This is a genomic window from Allobosea sp. P5_A5 (assembly GCF_056400625.1).
In genome coordinates this window covers 512,126-530,548 of the sequence record NZ_JBFUKY010000003.1, presented here as the reverse complement: position 1 = coordinate 530,548, position 18,423 = coordinate 512,126, and the positions used below count along the sequence as shown (strand labels likewise).

19 protein-coding genes are annotated in these 18,423 nt (G+C 67.0%); 1 reads left to right on the top strand and 18 read right to left on the bottom strand.

The features are described from left to right. Positions 1-9: 9 nt before the first annotated feature. The 3 genes from AC1DR6_RS09355 to AC1DR6_RS09345 form a co-directional block, all read right to left on the bottom strand. The gene (locus AC1DR6_RS09355; protein ID WP_476828920.1) at positions 10-1,548 is read right to left on the bottom strand and encodes a sensor histidine kinase; all 1,539 of its coding nucleotides are present in this window, start codon (positions 1,546-1,548) and stop codon (positions 10-12) included. Beyond that, positions 1,532-2,215, bottom strand: coding sequence for a winged helix-turn-helix domain-containing protein (locus tag AC1DR6_RS09350; protein WP_476828919.1), 684 nt, complete (start codon positions 2,213-2,215; stop codon positions 1,532-1,534). The genes AC1DR6_RS09355 and AC1DR6_RS09350 overlap by 17 nt, the downstream gene beginning before the upstream one ends. Positions 2,216-2,386: 171 nt before the next feature. Continuing rightward, positions 2,387-3,571, bottom strand: coding sequence for a trypsin-like peptidase domain-containing protein (locus AC1DR6_RS09345; RefSeq protein WP_476828918.1), 1,185 nt, complete (start codon positions 3,569-3,571; stop codon positions 2,387-2,389). 237 nt (positions 3,572-3,808) lie between these two features. Between AC1DR6_RS09345 and AC1DR6_RS09340 the strand changes: the two genes are divergently transcribed. Then, on the top strand, positions 3,809-4,276 hold the full coding sequence (locus AC1DR6_RS09340; protein ID WP_476828917.1) for a hypothetical protein: 468 nt from the start codon (positions 3,809-3,811) through the stop codon (positions 4,274-4,276). Here the strand turns inward: AC1DR6_RS09340 and AC1DR6_RS09335 are convergent. The 15 genes from AC1DR6_RS09335 to AC1DR6_RS09265 all read right to left on the bottom strand — a co-directional run bounded on the left by AC1DR6_RS09335 (position 4,266) and on the right by AC1DR6_RS09265 (position 18,400). Beyond that, complete coding sequence (locus tag AC1DR6_RS09335) at positions 4,266-4,742, bottom strand: cytochrome c-type biogenesis protein (protein WP_476828916.1); 477 nt, start codon at positions 4,740-4,742, stop codon at positions 4,266-4,268. The two genes, AC1DR6_RS09340 and AC1DR6_RS09335, sit on opposite strands and share 11 nt — an antisense overlap. A gap of 5 nt (positions 4,743-4,747) precedes the next feature. Further along, positions 4,748-6,724 (bottom strand): heme lyase CcmF/NrfE family subunit, encoded by a 1,977-nt coding sequence (locus tag AC1DR6_RS09330; protein WP_476828915.1) that lies wholly within the window; start codon positions 6,722-6,724, stop codon positions 4,748-4,750. Positions 6,725-6,731: 7 nt separating this feature from the next. Then, positions 6,732-7,193 (bottom strand): cytochrome c maturation protein CcmE, encoded by a 462-nt coding sequence (gene ccmE, locus AC1DR6_RS09325; protein WP_476829005.1) that lies wholly within the window; start codon positions 7,191-7,193, stop codon positions 6,732-6,734. Positions 7,194-7,234: 41 nt separating this feature from the next. After that, the gene (gene ccmI / locus AC1DR6_RS09320; RefSeq protein WP_476828914.1) at positions 7,235-8,338 is read right to left on the bottom strand and encodes a c-type cytochrome biogenesis protein CcmI; all 1,104 of its coding nucleotides are present in this window, start codon (positions 8,336-8,338) and stop codon (positions 7,235-7,237) included. A gap of 61 nt (positions 8,339-8,399) precedes the next feature. Further along, entirely contained in the window at positions 8,400-9,812 is a 1,413-nt protein-coding gene (locus AC1DR6_RS09315; protein WP_476828913.1) for an ATP-binding protein, read from the bottom strand. Positions 9,813-9,821: 9 nt separating this feature from the next. Then, positions 9,822-10,490: a response regulator transcription factor gene (locus tag AC1DR6_RS09310; RefSeq protein WP_476828912.1), complete on the bottom strand. Its 669-nt coding sequence runs from the start codon at positions 10,488-10,490 to the stop codon at positions 9,822-9,824. 37 nt (positions 10,491-10,527) lie between these two features. Continuing rightward, complete coding sequence (locus AC1DR6_RS09305; protein ID WP_476828911.1) at positions 10,528-10,854, bottom strand: PepSY domain-containing protein; 327 nt, start codon at positions 10,852-10,854, stop codon at positions 10,528-10,530. 64 nt (positions 10,855-10,918) lie between these two features. Next, a complete protein-coding gene (locus tag AC1DR6_RS09300; RefSeq protein ID WP_476828910.1) occupies positions 10,919-14,836 on the bottom strand; it encodes a baseplate multidomain protein megatron in 3,918 nt (1,305 codons plus the stop codon). Then, positions 14,836-15,267 carry an NlpC/P60 family protein gene (locus tag AC1DR6_RS09295; RefSeq protein ID WP_476828909.1) on the bottom strand — a complete coding sequence of 144 codons (432 nt, stop codon included), beginning with the start codon at positions 15,265-15,267 and terminating at the stop codon, positions 14,836-14,838. The genes AC1DR6_RS09300 and AC1DR6_RS09295 overlap by 1 nt, the downstream gene beginning before the upstream one ends. After that, the gene (locus AC1DR6_RS09290) at positions 15,264-16,145 is read right to left on the bottom strand and encodes a DUF2163 domain-containing protein (protein ID WP_476828908.1); all 882 of its coding nucleotides are present in this window, start codon (positions 16,143-16,145) and stop codon (positions 15,264-15,266) included. Before AC1DR6_RS09290 ends, AC1DR6_RS09295 begins: the two co-directional genes overlap by 4 nt. A gap of 7 nt (positions 16,146-16,152) precedes the next feature. Beyond that, complete coding sequence (locus AC1DR6_RS09285; protein WP_476828907.1) at positions 16,153-16,791, bottom strand: phage distal tail protein, Rcc01695 family; 639 nt, start codon at positions 16,789-16,791, stop codon at positions 16,153-16,155. Positions 16,792-16,808: 17 nt separating this feature from the next. Beyond that, complete coding sequence (locus AC1DR6_RS09280) at positions 16,809-17,402, bottom strand: phage tail tape measure protein (RefSeq protein ID WP_476828906.1); 594 nt, start codon at positions 17,400-17,402, stop codon at positions 16,809-16,811. 35 nt (positions 17,403-17,437) lie between these two features. Then, positions 17,438-17,638, bottom strand: a complete 201-nt coding sequence (locus AC1DR6_RS09275) for a phage tail assembly chaperone (protein ID WP_476829004.1) — start codon at positions 17,636-17,638, stop codon at positions 17,438-17,440. Then, entirely contained in the window at positions 17,635-17,979 is a 345-nt protein-coding gene (locus AC1DR6_RS09270) for a gene transfer agent family protein (protein ID WP_476828905.1), read from the bottom strand. The genes AC1DR6_RS09275 and AC1DR6_RS09270 overlap by 4 nt, the downstream gene beginning before the upstream one ends. Before the next feature lie 10 nt (positions 17,980-17,989). Further along, on the bottom strand, positions 17,990-18,400 hold the full coding sequence (locus AC1DR6_RS09265; RefSeq protein ID WP_476828904.1) for a phage major tail protein, TP901-1 family: 411 nt from the start codon (positions 18,398-18,400) through the stop codon (positions 17,990-17,992). Positions 18,401-18,423: the final 23 nt, after the last annotated feature.

The window sequence follows — 18,423 nt, the reverse complement described above, 5'->3', positions numbered from 1 at the left end:
ATTCCCCCGTTAGACGGAGGGCAAGCGAGCAGGGTTCGGCGGCTCTGTCGAGGCGGCCGGCAGGGTGAGCCCGGTTGTTTCCACAGGCTCTGGCGCCGCCAGCAGTTTCGGATCGGCGGCCGCCCGCGCTTCGGCGGCGGGCAGCGAGATCACGACGCGCAGCCCCGGCGCATTGTCCTCCAGCCGCAACTGCCCGCCATGCAACCGCACGATTCCGGCGACCGTCGAGAGTCCCAGTCCGAAGCCGGGTTTGGTGCGGCTCGCTTCCAGCCGGACGAACCGGTCGAGCACGCGCCCGCGATCCGCCTCCGGAATGCCGGGACCATCATCGGCGACGCCAAGCGCGATTTCGCCAGCCTCCCGCTTGGCCGAAACCGTCACGGTTCGCATCTCGGCGCTCTCCGGCTGAGCGTATTTCAGCGCGTTGTCGATCAGATTGGCCAGCGCCTGACCGATCAACTCGCGGTTTCCGACGACCCGCAGACCCGGCGCGACATCGCCGACCAGCGCCAAGCCCGCCTCCTCGGCGAGCGGCTCATAGAGTTCGGCCATGCCGGAGACGATCTCGGACAGGTCTAGTTCGGTGATGTTTTCGCTGATTTTCCCGGCCTCGAGCCTCGCAATCATGAGCAAAGCGTTGAAGACGCGGATCAGGTTGTCGGCCTCATCGATCGCGCCGTCGAGCGCGGCGCGGAGCTCGTCGGGGGAACTCGCATTGCGCAGCGCTTCCTCGGCCTTGTTGCGCAGGCGGGTCAGCGGCGTCTTGAGGTCGTGTGCGATGTTGTCGGTGACCTGCTGCATGCCGGCCATCAATTCACCGATACGGTCGAGCATGGCATTGAAATTGAGCGCCAGACGGTCGAGCTCGTCGCCGGTGCCGGTGATCGCGAGGCGTCCCTTCAAGTCGCCTTCCATGATGCCGTGCGCGGTCTCGCTCATGCCGTCGATGCGCTGCAGCACGCGGCGCGCCACGAACCAGCTGGCAAAACAGCCGAGCGTGAAGACCAGCGCCAGCGACCAGCCAATGGCCCGCCAGATGACGCTCCCGAGCCGCTCGCGCTCTTCCAGATCCCGACCGACCAACAGCCTGAAGCCAGCCGGCAGCACGAAGACGCGCACGATGGCATGGCTCGGCGCCTCGATCGCATCCTTGGTGCGCGCGTATTCGATCTCGCTTTCGCCGGTCTTGTCGAGGGTGCCGGGTGGAATCGCCTCGACATTGCCGGCGATGCGCTCGCCGACCGGCGTCGTGACGAGATAGAGCGAGGCACCCGGCCCGCGCGAGCGCTGCTCGACGATGTTGACGAGGCGGCGGATGCCGCCGAGCCGCTGCTGCTCGGCCAGTCCCTGGATTTCTGCGTCGATGGTCGAGCGGATCTGGTCGGTGAGCAGCCGCTGCGCGTTCCAGGCGACATAGCCCAGCACGAAGGCTGCGAAGAGCGCGAAGATGAGAAGATAGACGGCCGTCAGCTTGAACGCGGTCGTGCGGACCAGCGTGGGCAGAAATTTCGGGCGTTTGCGCTCGGAGGAATTAGCTCGTGCCGTCACGGACCATGTATCCGGCGCCGCGAACGGTGTGGATCATCACGGGCTCGAACCCCTTGTCGACCTTGGAGCGCAAGCGGCTGACATGGACGTCGATGACGTTGGTCTGCGGGTCGAAATGATAGTCCCAGACATTCTCCAGAAGCATGGTGCGGGTCACGACCTGCCCGGCATGCTTCATGAGATATTCCAGCAGGCGGAACTCGCGCGGCTGCAACGGGATGTCCTTGCCTTCGCGGGTGACACGATGTGCGAGGCGGTCGAGTACGAGGTCCCCGACCTTGTAGGTCGTGGGCTCGGAAGCGGGAGCGCCACGGCGGCGGGCCAGCACTTCGACGCGGGCGAGCAGTTCGGAAAAGGCGTAGGGCTTCGGGAGGTAATCGTCGCCGCCGGCGCGCAGGCCCTTCACCCGGTCGTCGACCTGGGCGAGCGCGGACAGGATCAGCGCAGGCGTATCGTCCTTCTGCTCCCTGAGCGAGCGGATCAGCGAAAGCCCGTCGAGGCGGGGCAGCATGCGGTCGACGACCAGCACGTCGTAGCCGCCGCCTTCGGCCATGGCGTAGCCTTCGAGGCCGTCCACGGCATGGTCGGCGATATGGCCGACTTCGCGGAAAGCCTTGGTCAGGTAGGCCGCAGCCTCGGCATCATCTTCGACGATCAGGAGTCGCATGGGCCAAGCCTAGCGCAAGAAATGAAAAAACGGCAGGCCGGACGATACGCATCCGACCTGCCGCCGCGACGGCGAAGTCCCTCGGCTGGGGCGACAGGAAACCGACGGACCAAGCCTGCCCTGCACCCGGCCGGAAAGCTGAGATCGCTCTCCGACCGGCTGTCTTTGCGTTCAGGCCGCCGGCTGGCGGCCGACCTCGAAGGACACGTCGCGGGAACGACCTTCGCGGAAAAGAGTGAGCGAGACCTTGGAGCCGGGCGCGACATTCGCGATCCGGCGCGAGACATCGCGCGCATCCTTCACCTGCTCGCCGTTGATCGCGGTGATCGTGTCGCCGCGATGGATACCCGCCTTGGCGGCCGGACCGCCGGACTGAGCTTCGGCGACGAGCGCGCCGTTGGTGCCGTTGAGCCCGATGGCCGCCGCCAGCTCGTCGGTCACCGGCTGGACCTGCACGCCGATGAAGCCGCGAGCCACCTTGCCGCCGTTCTTGAGCTGATCGATGACCTGCTTGACCGTCGAGGCCGGAATGGCGAAAGCGATGCCGACATTGCCGCCGGAGGGCGAGTAGATCGCCGTGTTGACACCGACGACCTCACCATTGCCGTTGAAGGTCGGGCCGCCCGAATTGCCCTTGTTGATCGGCGCGTCGATCTGCAGGAAATCGTCATAGGGGCCGGAGCCGATATCGCGGCCCTGGGCGGAGACGATGCCGGCCGTGACGGTGCCGCCGAGGCCAAAGGGATTGCCGATCGCCAGGACCCAATCGCCGATGCGGGGCTTGCCATCCGCCAGCTTCACATAGGGAAAGTCACCGCCGTCCTTGACCTTCAGCAGCGCGAGATCGGAGCGAGGATCGGTGCCGATGACCTTGGCATCCAGCGTCTTGCCGGCATCGGTGACGAGCTGGACCTCGACGGCGTGCTCGACGACGTGGTTGTTGGTCACGACGTAACCGTCTTGGCTGACGAAGAAGCCGGAGCCCTGCGCCATACCGATCTGCGGCTTCGGCTTGGCCTGGCGGCTGCCGCCCTCCTCGCCGCCGAACTCGCGAAAGAACCGGCGCAGCTGCGGGGGCAGGTCGTCGAGATTCTGGCCGCCATCGGAGGCCGCGGCCACCTCGGTCTTGACGCGCACCGAGACGACGGCGGGCTTCACCTTGTCGACGAGGTTGGCGAAGGAGGGGAGCTGAGACTGCGTGCCAGAGAGTTCGATCGGCTGCGCGATGGCGCGGTCGTTCTGCATGAAGGCGCTGTCGGCGATACCGGCCGCGAGGCCGATGCCGAGAACGGCCGTGCCTGCCAGCAGCGCGCCGCGCCGCAAAAGGGTCTTCCGGTTGGTGTGATGTGTCGTCATGGCCTGAGAACCTCATTCAGCGACAGGGTTCCTCCCTGCTCGTGAGGAGCACCATGGGACCCGGCGCCTTACCCGGCCTTGGCCTGAAGATGACGATTTCGTAAGACTTTCGGGCCGAACCCGTGATGCAGCCCTCCCGCGGCTTGACGTGTGGTCGCCGATGAACAACCCATCGCCTCGCGGCTTTGGGGATGAGCGATGCGTTTTAGCTGGATTGTTTCGCTGGGATTGGTCTGCGTGGCAGGCGAAGCGCACGCGCAGAACCGAACCGCCTATCAATCCGGCCTACGCGTCGCCGAAACGCGCGGCTATCAGAATGCCGAATGCTATGCGCGGGTTTTTGCCAAGCACGCGGTCGTGGTCGAGGCGCCTGGCGGGCGTCGCTCATGGTATGCGGCATCGACGCCGGCTTATAACGCAGAGCAGCGGTCGCGTTGCGGCATCGATCGGCTCAGCGACATTGCGGCAAGGCGAGAGGCCGCTCGATCAGGACCCGCTACCAGCCGGGTCGCACAGCGCCTCGGGTTCAAGCTGGCGTCCGAGCGGGGTTATCGCGGTGCCGATGCGATCTGTTTTGCGCGCGTCTACGCCAATTTCGCGTCGCCTCAGCCTGCGCCTAGCGGCAATGTCAGATATGCCATCGCAGGCGAAAGATGGCTTTCCTATTCCCAGGAGCTGTTCAGGGCGTGCAAGCTCAGCGGCTAGGGTGATCCTGCCGATCGATCAAGGCGGCGAGCCTCGCTTGCTCCTCTGTGGAAAGCGCTGCGGTGGAGGCCAAAAGCTGCCGCTGACGACGCGCGCGGCGCCAGACGAACCCGATCGCCAGCGCCAGGATAGCGAACGGCGCGCCCCATAACACCGCGGTGTGGGCATTGAAGGGCGGCTTCAGCAGCACGAAGTCGCCGTAACGCTGAACGACGAAGCCCGTGACCGCCTCGTCGCTGTCGCCAGCCGTCAGCCGCTCGCGGACCAGAATGCGCAGATCGCGGGCGAGCGGGGCATTGGAATCGTCGATCGACTGGTTCTGGCAGACCAGGCAGCGCAGGCCGCTGGAGATGCCCCGCGCGCGCTGCTCCAGCGCCGGGTTCTTCAGCACCTCGTCCGGCTGCACCGCCTGCGCCGGCATAAGCGGCAGCAAGGCAAGCGCGAGGATGAGCGCAAGGCGGCGCATCAGCTTCACTCCGCCGGCTGGGGGGCGGCGATGGGCGCAGCGCGGCGGGGGGCCGCGAGGCGGAAGCGGCGGTCGGTCAGCGACAGCCCTCCCCCGAGCGCCATCACGATCGCACCGATCCAGATCAATAGGATCAGCGGCTTGTCGTAGAGACGCACCGCCAGGCCGCCATCCTGAACCTCACCGAGACTGACATAGGCCTGGCTCAGCCATCGCGTGCGGATGCCCGCCTCCGTCGTCGGCGTAGCGCGAGCGGTATAGACCCGCTTGGAGGCCTCGAGTGGCGCCAGCTCCTGCCCGCCGGCATAGAGCTGGAAACGCGCGACATCGGCTCGGAAATTGGGGCCGCTGCGGGGGGTGATCGATTCCAGCACGACGGTGTAACTGCCCGCCGTCAGCTTATCGCCCGGCTTCAACGTTCCGATCGCCTCGCTGCTCCAGGCGGAGGCTGCTATGCCGATGATGCTCAGGCCTACACCGGCATGCGCGAAGGCCGAACCCCAGGCGGAGCGCGGCAGGCCCTTGGCCCGCGACAGAATGGCCGGCCAGCCGCTCGCCCGCGCCACAACGCGCTCGCCGATGTCGAAGCCAGCACCGAGAACAAGGAAAAAGCCCAGCCCGACGCCGAGCGGCGCCAGCACGGGACCCCCGCGCGTGAAGGCGATCAGTGCCAGCGCAATAACCAGCGCCAGTCCGAAAGCGGCGGCGTTGCGTTGGGCAGCGCCGAGCAGATCTCCCCGCTTCCACGCCAGCGACTGGCCGATCGGCAGGATCAGCAGCAGCGGCACCATGATCGGCACGAAGGTCGCGTCGAAAAACGGCGCGCCGACGGAAATCTTGTCGCCCGTCAGCATTTCCAGCGCGAGCGGGTAGAGCGTGCCGATGAAGACGGTGGCACAAGCGGTCGCCAGGAAGACATTGTTGACGACCAGCGCGCTCTCCCGCGAAACCGGCGCAAACAGGCCCCCCTGCCGGAGCAAAGGCGCCCGCCAGGCGAACAAGGCGAGAGAGCCGCCGACGAAGGCGACGAGGATCAGAAGGATGAAAAGTCCGCGCGCCGGATCGCTGGCGAAGGAGTGAACCGAGGTCAGCACGCCGGAGCGGACGATGAAGGTGCCAAGCAGGGAGAGCGAGAAGGTCAGGATCGCCAGCAGGATCGTCCAGACCTTGAGCGCGTCGCGCTTCTCCATGACGACGATGGAATGAAGCAGCGCCGTGCCCGCGAGCCAGGGCATGAAGGAGGCGTTCTCGACCGGGTCCCAGAACCACCAGCCGCCCCAGCCCAACTCGTAATAGGCCCAGTACGAGCCCATTGCGATGCCGAGCGTCAGGAAGATCCAGGCCAGCAACGTCCAGGGGCGCACGGCGCGTGCCCACATCGCGTCGATGCGCCCGTCGATCAGCGCCGCTACCGCAAAGGCATAGGTCATCGAGAACCCGACATAGCCGACGTAAAGCAGCGGCGGGTGGATCGCGAGGCCGAGATCCTGAAGGATGGGGTTGAGGTCCTGCCCCTCGGCCGGAGCAGGCACGAGCCGCTGAAACGGGTTCGACGTGAAGAGGGTGAAGGACAGAAAAGCGGCCGCGATCAGACCCTGCGTCGCCAACGCACCTGCCCGCAGCCGTGGCGGCAGAGAATTGCGCGATAGCGCGACCAGCGCCCCGAACAGGGTCAGGATCAAGACCCACAGCAACAGCGAGCCCTCGTGATTTCCCCATACCGAGGTGAATTTGTAGAGCAGCGGCTGGGCCGAATGCGAGTTCGCGACGACGTTGCCGACGGAGAAATCGGAGCGAACATAAGAGATGACCAGCGCGGCGAAGGACAGTGCGACCAGCCCGAAACTGACGAGGGCGGCGCTCGCCCCGACCGATGCCAAGGCGCGATCGTGCCGCGACAGGCCCCAGAGCGGCACCAGCGCCTGGATGATGGAAACTCCAAGCGCCAGCGCCAGCGCATAATGGCCGATTTCGACGATCATCGCCGACTCATGGTCTTGCCGGCGCTGGAGCGCCGGCTTCGCCCTGCCAGTGGCCCTGCTTCTTCAGCGTATCGGCGACTTCGCGCGGCATATATTTCTCATCGTGCTTGGCCAGCACTGAATCAGCCTTGAAGCGTCCCGCCCCCTCGAGCACACCTTCCGTCACGACGCCCTGTCCCTCGCGGAACAGATCGGGAAGCAAACCGCTATAGCTGACCTGAACGGCATTCTTGCCGTCGGTGACCGCGAAGGAAACCTGCTGGCCAGGGCCGCGTTTGACGGAACCGGTCTCGACCAGACCGCCCAGCCGCAGACGCGCGCCAGGCGCGAGGCCCTTCTCAGCGATCTCGGTCGGCCCATAGAAGAACACGATCGTGTCGCGCATGGCGAACAACACCAGCCCGAGGGCCAAGGCAAGGACAGCTCCCGCGCTTGCAATCAAGGCAAGACGGCGCTGCTTGCGCGTCATCCGCCGTTTGGCCTGCATCGGCCGAGCCGGTTGTGCCATCGTCATGGGCTGGCCTCCTTCAAGGCCAGTTCATCGGTCAAGGCATCGATCGCCGCAAGAGCCGGAGGGTCGCCTGCCAGACGCTTCCGCGCATCGCGCACGCCCGCCTGAGCCTGCGCAGTCTGTCCCAGCACAGCGCGGGCACGGATCAACCGCGTCCACTCGTCCAATGTGCCGCCACCGCCTTTCAGTCGCTCGGCGAGGCCATCCACCATGCCCCTGATCGCGACCTCGCGCTGCTCCGGCGGCAAAGAGGCGATCGCGTCACGGCTTGTGCCGCCTTCGAGCTTTTCGATCCTGGCCTGAACCATCGGGGCCCAGTCCGCGCCGGGTGGCGCACTTTCCAGCAGCCCCCGCAAAGCCGTCACGGCGCCGGCCTGGTCGCCATCCTGCTCCTTGGTAATGCCCAGGTAAAAGCGGGCGCGGGGGTTCGCGGGATCATTGCCCAAGGCCTTCGAAAACGCCTCGCGGGCGGCGGCGGTGACGACGCCGGCTGCCGCGAGCGTCCGAGATTCGCCGAGGCCGGCCAGAATGTCGGCATCCGCCACGCCATACTGGATCGCGGCGGCGTACGACCGCTCGGCGTCCTCGTAGCGGCCCTGCCGCATGTAGATCGGGGCGGCCAGGGACCAACCCTTGGCGTCGGTCGGATGAGCGGCCAGGTGTGCTTCCATCCGCGCGAAGACGAGTGCGAAGTCCTGCTGCGGTCCCGCTGCGACCAGCCGCTCCGCGAGCGGCTGGTCGGGCACGTTCGGAGACCCGTAGATTCCATAGACGACCAGCGCGAGGAGCGGCACGACCGACAGCATCAAAGCCGAGCTTGCCCGCCGGCGCCGCAGGGAAGGCTCGGTTTCGCCGGCTGGCTGCGTCTGGTCCGCTGCCGACCGCAGCAGACGCCGCGCCGCTTCGGCGCGCGCTGCCTCAGCCTCCTGCGGCCCGATCAGCGACCGCCCCAGATCCCGATCGATCTCTTCCAGTTGCGAGCGATAGAGGCTGGCGGCGTCGGCCGTATCGGCGAAAGCAGGCTCGGCGCCGTGGCTCAGCGGCCAGAGCAGCGCGAAAATCGCCGCCCCCGTCAGCACTGCAAGGATCGCCCAGATCATCATGCGGCGTTCTTAGCCAATTGCGATGGCCGGTTCATGGTGACAAAGGGTCACGCAGTCTCATTCAGATAGACGGCAGCGCCAGGCGCGCGCGCAATCCGCCGAGAGGCGAACGGTGCAAGGTCACAGCCCCGCCATAGAGCTTGGCGAGATCGACGACGATCGAGAGGCCGAGCCCCGAGCCCGGGGTCGTCTCGTCCAGACGCCGGCCACGCTTGAGGACTTCCGCCATCGCATCCGAGGGCAGGCCCGGGCCGTCATCGTCGATCAGGATCGCCATCGGCTTGCCGGCCTCTCCGCTTCCGGGCTCGATGGAAACGTCCACGCTCTCCGACGCCCATTTGAAGGCATTGTCCAGCAGGTTGCCGAGCATCTCCTCGAAATCCTGCTTTTCGCCTTGAAAACGCAGCGACGCCGGCACGCTGTGAACCCCGCGGATGCCCTTATCCTGGGTGATTTTCATAAACGTGCGCAGCAAGGCTTCGAGCGAGGGCACGACCTCCGTCATGCCGCCAAGGGCGCCCGATAAAGCCGCCGCCCGGGCACGATCGAGATAATACTGCACCTGATCGCGCATGATCGCGGCCTGGGTTCCGACGGTCTGGGCCAGATGCGTATCCCGGGGCTGCGCCTCGGCCTCGTTCAGCATGACGCTGAGCGGCGTCTTCAGCGCATGAGCGAGATTGCCGACCTGAGTGCGGGCGCGTTCGAGAATTTCGTGATTGGCGTCGATCAGCTGATTGAGTTCGCCGGCGAGCGGAGCAAGGTCGGGCGGGTATTCCCCGGCGATGCGCGGCGCCTGCCCCGTCCTGACCGCGCCGACGGCCGCCCGCAGCCGCACCAGCGGGCGCAACCCGAAGCGGACCTGCATCAGTGTCGAGGAGACGAGGATCAGCCCGAGCAGGACGAATGTCAGCGTCAGCGCCAGGCGGAAATCCTGGATATCGCCTTCGATCTCGTCGGCCGGTGCGGCAACCGCGACCGTGAACCGTCCGTCCTCGCCGACGTCGATCTCGCGCTCCAGCACCCTCAGCATCCGGTCGTCGGGGCCGGAGACGTAACTTTCGCGCAGCCCGCGATTGTTGGGCGCGATGCCCTGGTCGAGAAGCTTCGGCAACTGGCCGCCGACGAGCGAGCGCGAGGCGCGGACGTTGGGTTTGTCGCCGTCGAGACGCAGAATCTGCCAGTACCAACCCGAAAGCGGCAGGTCGAAGCGTGGCTCGCCCAGATCGCCGATCGCCTGCCGTTCGGTCTCGGGCGGCGCCGCGAGGTCGGCGACCAGCTCCTTGATATAGACCGAAAGCCGCTCATCGAAGCCGCGCTCGGCAGAGCGGCGATAGAAGGTGGTTAGACCGAGGCCGGCGAGGACAAGGATGAGGATACAGCTCAGAGCCGCCGACAGGAACAGCCGCGTGCCCAGCGAATAGCGGCGCTTCCTGAGCGGCATGTCCTGCAGCGGCATGTCTCGCAGCGGCATGTCCTGCGATCAGACCTTTTCGGGAGCGGCTGCGATGTAACCGAGGCCGCGCACCGTCTCGATGATGTCGACGCCGAGCTTCTTGCGCAGTCGGCCGACGAACACTTCGATCGTATTCGAATCGCGATCGAAATCCTGGTCGTAAAGATGCTCGACCAGCTCCGTGCGCGAAACCACGCGGCCCTGATGATGCATCAGATAGGATAGCAGGCGGTATTCGTGCGAGGTCAGCTTGACCGGGTTGCCATCCACGACGACGCGGCTCGCGCGGGTGTCGAGGCGCACCGGCCCGCAGACGAGTTCGGATGTCGCATGGCCAGCGGCGCGGCGCAGCAACGCCCTGACGCGCGCCAGCAATTCCTCGACGTGGAACGGCTTCACGACATAGTCGTCCGCGCCGGCATCGAAGCCGCCGACCTTGTCCGACCACCGGTCTCGCGCGGTCAGGATCAGAACCGGCATGGTCTTGCCGGCCCGGCGCCAGGCCTGCAGCACGGCGACACCGTCGACCTTGGGCAAGCCCAGATCGAGAATGACCGCGTCATAGGGCTCGGTCTCACCGAGATAGAGCCCTTCTTCGCCGTCCAGAGCCTTGTCGACGGCATAGCCGGCGTTCTCCAACGCGGTGACGATCTGGCGATTGAGGTCCTTGTCGTCCTCGACGACGAGCAGTCTCACAGTGTTCGCACTCCCGTTTTACGAAATCGGCCCGCCGTCAGCGGATGGTGGCGACCTTGCCGGATTGCCCTTCCAGCGTCACGCGCGCAACCCGGCCGTCGCGCTTCATCGTGGTGACGACGTAGACATAGTCTTCACCCTGCCGACAAAGCCGAATGCGGAGCAGTTCTCCCGGCGCCGCATGACGTGCGTTTCGCGAGGCCTCCGCGGGCTGGATCACCTTGCCGTCGGACACTGCGTCGCGCGTCTCCTCGGACGACAGACAGGAGATCGGAGCCGGATCATCAACGCGCAGCACCGGCGCCGCCGGCTGCGAAGCCAGCAATGCAAAGGCGAAAAGAGGTTCGGCCGGCATCATCGACATCGGGCTAACCTTGCACGCGTGAACGCGTCATGAATGTCCACGCAAACCCTGCCTTCAGCCTAGTTCAGCGGATGGCGACCCGTCCACGCCATTCATGGCCGGCGCCGACCACCGCGCTCAGTTGCCTGAGCGAGAGGTCGATCGCGGCCAGCGGCACCCCGAAATCGGCGAACTCCTGTTCGTTCGAATAGTGCCAGCGCGATTCGGTAATGGTCTCGGACCTGACGCTGCCGGTGCCATCGAAGATATCGAGGAGATAGCGTTCGGTCTCCTCGCCAAGCGGCACTTCGCTCAGTTCCCAGCTATCGCCATCGACTCTGGTCCGTCGGAGCCAGTTCAACGCGATGCCCGTCTCCGTGCGGCTTGCCGTCACCTGCACGGGCGAGAGGGGCTTCAATGCGGACCCTTCGACCGGGACAGTGATCTCGACCATGGTCGTGTCGCCGACATCGTGGCGCGCGGGGCCGATCCGCAACCGCAAGGTCCGGCCGATGTCCGCGAGATCGCTCGTCAGGGACAGCGCCGACCCGTCGAGGACCACGACGCGGGCGCCTGCGCCGAGATGCCGGCCGGCCGCGGCCTCGGAGCCACCCAGCCCGCGCACGAAACCGGAAAGACGGAAGCGCTGCGGGCCGATCAGTTCGACATCAGCCACGGTGACAAGTTCGATCTCGCCGGCATCGTCGACCAAAGCCAGAGCATTGGAGCCGGCCAGCGCTGCCTCGAGCGGGACCGAGGACAGCACACCGCCCCGCAGCCGGACATCCACCGCCGCATGCCGATCGCTGCGCCAGATCGGCCCGGGCGGAAGCTCGGTCAGCGTTTCCCCGACGATCGATGGCGCCTCCACGAAGCTGCGCGGCTCGAACAAGCCCGTCTCGCCGGCCAGCCAGACGGCGAGCGCGCCGGGCCATGGGGACGCGAAGGCGGCGAGGGAGACCAGCGTCGGCGGCTGGCCGACGACGAAAGGCAGCGCCATCGGCACGATCAGCGGTCGGCCAGGCAGGGGCGGCGGCAGTCGGATGGGCCTGTCGCCTCCCTTCGCCCCCGAGCTGCTATAGATCGCGGGTTCGACAAGCCGAGCCGAGATGCGTCGGGTCGGGCCGTCCGCGATGCGGGTGATGCGGAACAGTCTTTCACCCGCTCCGACCTTTAAGGCGATGACATCGCCCGGCTCCAGATCGAGGCAGCGCGGAGAGATCTCGCACTCCAGGGTTTCGCGTGCCGCCCAGGCTTCCTGAAGCCGCTGATCGGCGAGGCGGCCGGCCTCCGCCTGACGGGTCACGATGGCCGTTTCGACCGCAACCTCGCGCCGCGCCGCGCCCGCCAGACGCCGCGAACGAGCAGCCGCGCTGCGATAATCGTTTTCGCTATCGGAGAAGCCGAGCCGCAATTCGAGCGGCAGTTCGGTTTCCTGAGCCCGGCGCAGTGTGAACGCCTCACCATCGCGATCCAGGATCAGGTCATCGGACCCGAGTTGCCGTTTGACGGTCCCCCCGCGCCCCTCGAAGCGCAACCGGCCGGAGCTCATCACCGCGTCGAAGCCGAACGTCTGCGCCAGAGGCTCCAGCGCTTGCCGCGCGGAAAGCGGCCTGTCGAGGACATAGCCGTCGAGAAAGCCGTCCACCGCGATGCGGTCCGCCGCAGGCAGCCCGAAATCGGCGAGCAGTTTCGCGACCAGCCGGTCGACGGGCGTGCCTTCGAGCCGCCCGTTCAGCCAATGTCCCGTCTCGAAATTCCCGCCATCGGCCCAGATGGTGGACAGAGCGGGAAAGGCCGGGAAAGGCCGCGCATCCCAGTTCCAGACGAAAATATGCGACGGATCGACCATGCGCAGCCCGGTTACGGGATGGACCGGATTGCGCGCCGCATCGAAGCCGCTCGAGGCTGGATCGAACCCGGAGATGATCGCTTCAAGGCCGCGCGCCTGCACGAGATCGTCACGCGCGCCGCTTGAAAACGGCGGCAGTCCGCCCTCGGTGGATTTGGGATCAGGAAAGACATTGGGCGCATTCGCGCCCTTGTCGGCGGCGGGAACGCCGATTTCCGTCAGCCAGATCGGTTTTTCGCCCGGCACGAAAGCCGTTGCCGTGGTCTCTGTGCCGGCGAAGCGCCGAATATGCGGATGACTCCACCAGCCGACGAGATCCTTCGGGCGGAAGAGCCAAGGTTTTCCGTAGGCGCCATCGGCGATCGGCAGGCGCTGCTGCGCGACCCGTCCCGCCTCGTCGGCATAGTACCAGTCATAGGCCTCACCTGCGGTCAGCCGCGAACGGAGATAGTCGAGGTCGGCCGGCCCCCGCGTCATCTCGGCATCGGCATGATCGCCGGAATCGCGCCAGTCCGACAGCGGCGGGTACCAGTCGATGCCAATCGCGCCGATCGCCGGGTGCGACCAGACGGCGTCGAGGGGGAAGTCGATATCCTGCCCGCCGTTGCGGACATCGGCGCCGTACTCGGTCCAATCCGCGGCATAGGTCAGCGTCGCGGCAGGCAGGATGGTGCGGACATCGGCCGCGATCGCGGCGAGGTGGCCGGCCATCGGATAGCCGCTCGCGCCCCGCAATCGCGTCAGCCCGACGAGTTCCGAGCCGATCACGAAACCCTCGACCCCACCGGCAAGCTCGGCCAGCTTCGCGCAGTGCATGACGAGGCGCCGGAAGGACCACTCCTCGGGCTTGGTACAGGTCACGACGCTGCCCGAGCCGCCGATATCGCCCGGCGTGACTGAGCCGATGAAGGCTGCAACCTGGGCATCCGCCTCCACCGAGCCTTCAGGAGTGCCGGCGCGCTCCGGCGACGGATCACAGGTGATGCGACCGCGCCAAGAGTAACGCGGTTGCCCCGAGACGCCGGAATACGGGTCCGGCAGCGCGTTGCCGGCCGGGATATCCATCATCAGGAAGGGGTAGAGCACGACCTCCAGCCCGTAATCGAGACGCAGGCGGCGGATCAGGGCGACGATGCTTTCATCCGAAGGACTGCCGCCAAAGGCGGGGCGGCCATCGACCTGGCTGACGAGGCGCGCCGTGCTGCGCGTCAGCCCGGCGACCGACCATTCCGCGCCGACCGTCGGCTTGTGGGAGACCTCGACGCGCGGCGCGACCGTGCAGGCGCTCGCACGCAGATCGTCGCCGAACCAGGACACGACCAGCGAGACCCGGCGCAGATTGGGGCAGAGCGCCACGAGATGGCCCAGCGCGGTGTCGACGTCAGACCCGCCATAGAGCTGGTGGCGGGTCAGGCTCTCGGTGACGCCCGGCTCCGGCTCGTGGCTGACAGGACGGATGTCGTAGACGAATTCGCCGGCGCCCGGCGTCAGGGTGACCGCGCGGATCATGCCGCCAAGCCCCTCGACTTCGCGCACGACTTCGAACTCGAACTGCGGAATGCGGTTGCCGTAATCGGCCAGCGGAAACCGCTCGAACACCACATAGGCGAGGCCGCGATAAGCCGGCGCTTCGCCCGCCTCCTTGGCAAGAATGAGCGGATCGGCCTCCTGCGTTTCCTCGCCCCGGTGCACACGCATCGCTACCGTCTGCACGTCGAGTTCCCGCCCATCGGCCCAGATCCGCCGGACGAAGGCGATCTGGCCTTCGCAAAGGCCGATCGCGAGATTGGCGTGGTAACTGTAGGTCGTCTCGTAGGTTTTCTGCGCCTTGCCGCCCTTGCCGCCGCTCTTGGTGCGGGTGATCGAGAGCTTGACCTCCTCCTCGAACCGCGTTGCCCAGATCAGCTGTCCGCCGAGCCGCGCGCGCCCATAGACGCGCGGGATTGCGGCGCCCTCGGTGGCGGCGAGGCCGTTCACCTCCTTCAGCCGCGGCCCTTCGACGGCTTTGGAGCCGCCCGAGCCGCCGAGCCAGGCCTGGTCGAGGCTGGCGCCGGCCAGGCCGCCTAGCGCTTGACCGATGGCCCCGCCGACGGGCCCGACCAAGGCGGTGCCGAGAGCGGCGCCGGCCACCTGCAGAAGAAGCGTCGCCATCAGTCGCTCACTCCGGGAAATGAAAAGGCATGGCTGAGATGGCGCCGCCACCAGCCTGTCAGCGCAACCTCGGTCACCGCCGCCCCGTCATGGGCGTGGATGATCCGGGTATCCGCGCTCAGGATCGCGCAATGCTTGGCGGGCAGATGCTCTCGCCAGCGAAAGAGCAGGATATCGCCGGGCTTCGCCTGTTCGGGCGCCAGCGGCACCAGATGGCGCGCGGCGGCAAGCGCCAGCGTTTCCTGTCCGAGGCTTTCTGCCCAATGCGGCGAATAAGCCGGCGGCGCTTCCGGCTCCGGACCACAGAGGTCGCGCCAGACGCCTCTGACGAGCCCCAGGCAGTCGCAACCCACGCCGCGCAGCGAGGCCTGATGATGGTACGGCGTGCCCAGCCAAAGCCGCGCGGCGGCGACGATATCCACGCGCCTCATCGAAACAGGCTCCCGCCGTCGAGCGCTCCATCGCCGGGCCTGACCCCGCCAATGATGAAATCCGAGGTCGGCATGTGCGGAAAGCCGCGAAAATTGGGGCCGTTTCCGAACTTGGTCCGGCAGGTGGCGAAGCTCTTGTCGCAACCGGGCGTCACGCTGAAGCCAGCGGCTTCCACGATGGGCGCAGGCGGCGCCTGCCAGAGCTGGAACACCGCCCGGTCGCCCTCGACGCCGTGCAGTTTGATCTCGGTGACGAAGCCGGCATTCGCACCGGAGGTAAAAACGAGGCGACCGCCTGTGAAATGTCCGTCCGGGTAGCCGCCGAGGCTTGAGGCGGATAGCGAGAAGCGACCGTCGCTCGCCTCGGCGAAGGCCTGAGCCGGCGCCACCGCGACGCCGCAGCGCGCATCGCCCAGATCGGCGGCACAGCTGCGCAGATAGAGCCGGCCACGCTCCTCGTCGAAGGCCTTGGCGGTGCTGCGCACTTCGGCGGTGAAAGCGGTTTCGCCGCGCCTCACCTCGCCAACGAAGCCTTCGTCCAGCAGAACACGCTGCTGCGGATCGGCCCAATTCACCAGCCAGATGCGCAACCGCGCATCGTCGAAAAGGCCGCGAGCCAGATCGGTCTCGTTTAACCCAGCCGCGGCGAAGGCCCCGGTGACCTCCCCGCCGCCAATCGCGAACCCGAGCTCGCCAGTGGCTTCGGCTGCATCCAGGCCCGTCGCGGCGGCAAAATCGACGCCTTCGAAGGCAAGCGCGCGGTCGTGATCGGTGAAGCCCAGGACCAGACCGTCGCGCCGCGCCAGGCTCCAGCAGCGGCACATAGTGGTGGCGACACCTTCGAGATGGGCGGCAAGAGCTGCGGGAATGTCGCGCATGGGCACCTCAAGGCAGGATCTCGACCACCGGGATGCGTGGGATCTCGCCAGCCTCGAAGGCGGACAGATCGACCTCGATCGCATCGGTGTCGAAACGGACGGGGATGTCGAAGGTGAAGCCGGCTGTAACGCTCGCATCGGCCGGCGGAAGATGCCCTGCACCAAAGGTGACGAGGCCGGTCGTCGCGTCGCAGGTGAAAGCGCCCGGCGGCTGGGCCACGCCATCCACCGCAACAAGCACGGTGTTTTCGACGGGCTTGGCGATGTCGCGCCGGTACGCCTGCTGGCCGCTCCCGTAGTTCTTGCAAAGCTGGAAGCTGGCAGTCGCCCCGTCACCGGTCCCGATCAGCTGGTCGGTAGAGGTGGGCGCCTGCGAGGGCGGGCAGCTCTTCCAATCGAGCTTGTCGCGCCAACGGAAGCCATAGAGCCTGCCGCGCCGCTCCTCGAAGAAGCTGACCACCGCCGCCAGCGCGTCGAACGAGCGCACGCCAAGCCCGGCATCGTAGCGTCGGCGCGAATGAGCCCAGCGGCTGTTTCGGATTTCGCGCCCGGAGGCGAGCGTGACGATCTGTGTCTGCCGCTCGGGGCCGCCGCGGGCACCCCGGGCGACATCGAGCGGAAAGCGAACCTCGTGAAAATCGGTCATCGCAACCTCCCCTCACCTCAGAGTGCACGGCTGCCACGGGCAACGGCCCGCACGATCGCGGCCGAGACCTGCGCCTCCGAGCGTCGGAAGCTTTCAGCATCGGGCGTCGAGACCTGCACCGTGACGGCCAAGGGACGAGCGGCACCGCCGCCGGCACGCACGCCCAGACGCCCGTCCGGGCCGCGCAACAGCGGCATGATGGCTTCGGCGCCAGCCTCGCCCATCAGGCCCAGGCCCCGTCCGGTCGGGAAATAGGAGGGCGAGGCGACGATGCCGCCCTCGGCGAAAGGCGCGACCGGGACGCTCGCGCCGCCGCCACTGCCGAACCCGCCGCTGAACAGACCGGACAGACTCTTGATGCCGCTGCCGAGCAGGTCGGAAATACCGCTCTGCAGCGGCTTCAGGGCGGTCTTGAGCAGGCTACTGCTCATCGAGCGACCCACGCTGCGCAACACGTCCTCGAAGCGCTTGCCTTCGACCACGCCACGTGAAAACGCGTTTACGATCGATTTACCAAAGCTTTCAGACGAGCGGCTGAGAGATTGAGTCAGGCCGTCCATGGCCTTGAAGTCGGCCAGTCGGCCGGTGTCGAAAACGTCGTCATCTGCCATGGCATCCTCTTCAGAGATTGATTCAAGTCACCGGGTCAGCCGTCGGGAAAGGCTGCGATCAGAGCCTGGAGCGCGAGGCGGTCAGGTGCTGCCGGGCCGCGCGACCGGAGATGCGGTCGCATCGCGGCCGCGAGTTCTCGCGGTGTCGCGGCCCAGAAGCGATCGGGCGGCCAGCCGAGCCTGCCGAGGCCGAACGCCATCGCCTCGGCCCACGGAAATGCCGCCGGGGCGCTCAGTGCTCCGGCGGCTGCGGAGGGCGGGCCGTTTCGCCGTCGCCGAAGGTCGCTTCCAACAGGCCGATCGCGGCCTTGATCGCGCCGGAAAGCCCGCCGTCGAAAGGCAGGCCTGCGACATCCTCGTCGCGGATCGCCTTTCCCGCTCCGCGCAGGCCGGCTGCGATGATGCGAATGATATCGCGCGCCGAAAGCTGCCCGCCGACGAAGCGCTGCCCCAGCGCCGGCAGGCTGTCGACGGCGAAAGCGTGCTCGAGTTCGGCCAGCGCGCCCAGCGTCAGGCGCATCGGCAGCGCCTCTCCCTCGACCATGAGCGCGGTTTCGCCGCGGTGACGATTGACCATCGTGATCTCCTCAGAGCGCGGTGAAGGCGAGGATGCCGGCCGATTCCAGCGAGAGATCGAAGGTGACCTCGGCCGCGTGGTCGCCCCGGTATTCGAGGCTGGTGAGCTGGAAGGCCCCCTGGATGATGCCGAAATCCGGCACAATCAGCTGCCATTCCCGGATCGTGCCGTCGAAGAACGTCTGGCGGACCAGCGCGTCCGATGCGCCGTCCTTGAAGATGCCGGAACCGCTGACGGCGGCCCGCCTCACGCCGGCTCCCTGCAGCAGTTCGCGCCATCGACCGGCCGATTCGGAATGGGTGACGTCGACCGTCTCGGCATTGAACGCGATCTGCCGGGCGCGCAGCCCTCCAACCGTGACGAAAGCCCCCTCCCCGTCCGCCGCCTTGAGCAGCAGGTCCTTGCCCTTCTGTGCCGTCATGCGGCTCTCCTTTGGTCGTTGAG